This window comes from Desulfovibrio sp., from assembly GCF_019424165.1.
GTDB lineage: Bacteria > Desulfobacterota > Desulfovibrionia > Desulfovibrionales > Desulfovibrionaceae > Desulfovibrio.
Window position 1 is genome coordinate 1 of sequence record NZ_JAHZAA010000032.1, and the last position, 3484, is coordinate 3484.

Annotated in this window: 3 protein-coding genes; all 3 read left to right on the plus strand. The window is 57.3% G+C overall.

Annotated elements, in window-relative coordinates; translation table 11 throughout:
• Positions 1-21: 21 nt before the first annotated feature.
• Positions 22-1623, plus strand: a complete 1602-nt coding sequence (locus tag QZ377_RS10045; protein WP_291441016.1) for a (Fe-S)-binding protein — start codon at positions 22-24, stop codon at positions 1621-1623.
• Positions 1624-2023: 400 nt separating this feature from the next.
• Positions 2024-3127, plus strand: a complete 1104-nt coding sequence (locus tag QZ377_RS10050) for a hydrogenase small subunit (RefSeq protein ID WP_291441017.1) — start codon at positions 2024-2026, stop codon at positions 3125-3127.
• Between the two features lie 11 nt (positions 3128-3138).
• Positions 3139-3484 (plus strand): nickel-dependent hydrogenase large subunit (locus tag QZ377_RS10055; RefSeq protein WP_291441018.1); only part of this gene is annotated, 346 nt, incomplete at its 3' end.

The following is a 3484-nucleotide window of genomic DNA, read 5'->3' on the forward strand; positions in this document are numbered from 1 at the left end:
AGAAGACTAGGGAGTTCAGACATGAAAGACAACCTTCGCTTGACTGACGTTTCCACCGTCGACGGGCAGATGGTCAGCATTGACCTGAAAGAAATCCCCGAGCTGGCTGTGGATATGCATACCATGCCCTGGAAGCCCTTTACTGAAGAGCAGAAAGAAAACACAGCCTGTATTCTTGACGAAGTTTGCGTGCTGAACATTCCCAAGCCCAAAAACCGTGAAGAAGAGGAAGAGCTGGTCAACAAGTTCCTCGACGGCGTGCGCAAGCTGTTCAGCAAAGAAAATAACTGGACCTTCCTGCCCATGCTTGAAACCAGCACGGACAACTGCGTTCAGTGCAATTCCTGTTCTGATGCCTGCCATCTCTACGAGATGTCGGGCGAAAACGAAATGTACCGCCCCAACTTCCGCTCTGAAATCTTCCGCCGCATCTACAAGCAGTATGTGAAGAAAGAGCCTCTGGCCAAATGGCGCTACGGCGACATGAACCTGAACTGGAAAACCGTGGCCCGCCTGGGCGAACTGGCCTACCGCTGCAACCTTTGCCGCCGCTGCGCCCAGACCTGCCCCATCGGTGTGGACAACGGCCTCATGGCCCGCGAAATCCGCAAGGTCTTCAGCCAGGAAATGGGCATTTACCCCCGCGAACTGCACGAACGCGGCACTATGAACCACATGAAGGCCGGCTCCTCCACGGGCATGACCCCCGAAGTGGTGAAAGAAAACGTGGAGTTCATTGACGAAGACTACAGCGAAATCACCGGCGTGGGCATCCATACGCCCTTTGACGTGCAGGGCGCGGACATCATGCTGCTGCACAATGCCGGCGAAATCATGGCCTGGCCTGAAAACATCGCTTCCTTCTCGCTCATCTTCCAGGAAGCTGGCCTGTCGTGGACGCTTTCCAGCAAGGCCCTTGCCTATGACGGCGTGAACTACGGCGTGTTCTATGACGATGCCCAGACCGCCCGCATCGCACTGCAACACATGATGGCCGCCAAGGAACTGGGCGTCAAAAAAATCGTCATCGGCGAATGCGGCCATGCCCACAAGGCGCTTACCGTCATTGCCGACCGCGTGATCCCCTTTGAATACCAGGTGCCGCGTGAAAGCTGCTATGTTACCCTGCGCGACATCGTCATGAGCGGCCGCCTCAAGCTGGACCCCTCGCGCAACGACTTCCCCGTGACCCTGCACGACCCCTGCAACGTGGTGCGCCTCATGGGTATCGTGGAGCCCCAGCGCGAAATTCTGCGTAAGATTGCGCCCCAGTTCCGCGAAATGCCCTGCCACGGCGTGGACAACTACTGCTGCGGCGGCGGTTCCGGCTTTGCCATCATGACCCGCAACAACATCGAACAATGGCGCGGCAACATTTCCGGCCGTAAAAAGATGTGGCAGATCAGCGAAGCCTTCAAGGACTGCCTCGGCCCCGAAACCCGCAAATACATCTGCGCCCCCTGCTCCAACTGCAAGGGCCAGATCCGCGAAATTCTTGAGCACAACGACCTGTACACCAAGAACAACTTCGCCTACGGCGGCCTGGTGGAACTTATCGTTAACGCCATGACCAACGTGAACCCCGGCTTCATCGAATTTGAAGGCGCCGGAGAAGAAGAATAACATTATATGACCCTCGCGGGCGCGGCCTTGCCGCGCCCGCGACTGCTGAAGGGCGGCCACCGCCCGCAGGCAGTTGAAAAGCCTGTCACCAAGAGAGGTTCTTTTGCTCAAAAGAACCTCTTTTTTCTTATGCGCGCACGCTGGCTGCGATGAGGCTGCGCGAGCAGGTAAATATAAAATACGTTATATTGTACTGCGTTTTTTTGTGCTGCCAGCCGCGCCATTCTGGCCTTTGCAGAATTCATTCAATTTTTTCACTTGCTTTTGCAAGTACTGCCCTATAACCTTATTAGTAGATGTTATGATAAAGCGGGCTTGAGTATAGCCCCTTCTCTGCCCGGTGCGGCTTTTGCACCCCTCCTCACAGCTCACTTCCAACCTAGCAAGCGTTGAGGTAACTATGGCACGTCTTGAAACAACCGCCGAGGTTCTGCGCAGCAAAGGCGTCAGCCGCCGGGACTTCATGAAGTTCTGCGCGATCACAGCCGTTGCAATGGGGCTTGGCCCCGGCGCGGACCTGGCTATTGCCCAGGCCCTTTCCACCAAACCCCGTCTTCCGGTACTCTGGATTAATGGTCTTTCCTGCTCCTGCTGTACCGAATCCTTCCTGCGCACGGCCCACCCCCTGGCGGCCGACATTATTCTTTCAATGATTGCCCTGGACTATCAGGACACCATCATGGCGGCTGCCGGCGAACAGGCCAACGCCTGTTATGAGCAGGCCATTGAAAGGTACAAGGGCCAGTACATCCTGGCTGTGGAAGGCAACGTCCCCCTGAATGAGCAGGGCATGTACTGCATTGACGGCGGCAAACCTTTTTATGAGAAGCTCAAGCGCGGTGTGGAACATGCCAAGGCCGTGGTCGCCTGGGGTACCTGTGCCTCCTGGGGCTGCGTACAGGCGGCTTCGCCCAATCCCACGGCGGCCACCCCCCTGCACAAGCTTTTCCCCAACAAGCCGCAGATCAAGGTTCCCGGCTGCCCGGCCATTCCCGAAGTCATGAGTTCCATCCTGACCTACATCATTACGTATGACCGCCTGCCGAGCCTTGATGCACAGGGGCGGCCCGAAATGTTCTACGGCGTGCGCGTGCACGACCAGTGCTACCGCCGCGCCCACTTTGACGCGGGCCAGTGTGTGGAATCGTGGGACGACGAAGGCGCACGCTCCGGCCTGTGCCTGTATAAAATGGGCTGCAAAGGCCCCACCACCTACAATGCCTGCCCCTCCACCCGCTGGAACAACGGCGTTTCCTTTCCCATCCAGTCCGGGCATGGCTGCATTGGCTGCTCGGAACAGAACTTCTGGGATCAGCAATCCTTCTACGACCGCATCACCACCATCCCGCATATGGGAACCAACTCCACTGCTGAAAGCGTGGGGGTGGCCGCAGTGGCGGGTGTGGCCGCCGGTGTGGCTATTCATGGCGCGGCCAGCATGGTCCGCCATGCCTGCGACAAAAAGAAGGCCCCGGAAGTTAACGAAGACACCAGCAAGAGCTAAGGAACGCACCCATGTCCTATGAATACAAGACGCAAGGATATACTGTTGTTGACGCGGGCCGCCGCCTCGTTGTGGACCCCGTAACCCGCATTGAAGGCCACCTGCGCTGCGAAGTGAACATCAACGACGACAACGTGATCACCAATGCCGTATCCTGCGGCACCATCTTTCGCGGCATAGAAATCATCCTCAAGGGACGCGACCCCCGCGATGCCTGGGCTTTTACCGAACGCATCTGCGGCGTGTGCACGGGTACTCATGCCCTGGCCTCGGTGCATGCCGTTGAAAACGCCCTGGGCATTGATATTCCCGACAATGCCAACATCATCCGCAACCTCATGCAGCTTTGCCTTATGT

What these genes read in the sequence shown, in the direction of transcription:
- QZ377_RS10045 (WP_291441016.1), top strand. Translation starts at nt 22, where the DNA reads ATGAAAGACAACCTTCGCTTGACTGACGTTTCCACCGTCGACGGGCAG.
- QZ377_RS10050 (WP_291441017.1), top strand. Translation starts at nt 2,024, where the DNA reads ATGGCACGTCTTGAAACAACCGCCGAGGTTCTGCGCAGCAAAGGCGTC.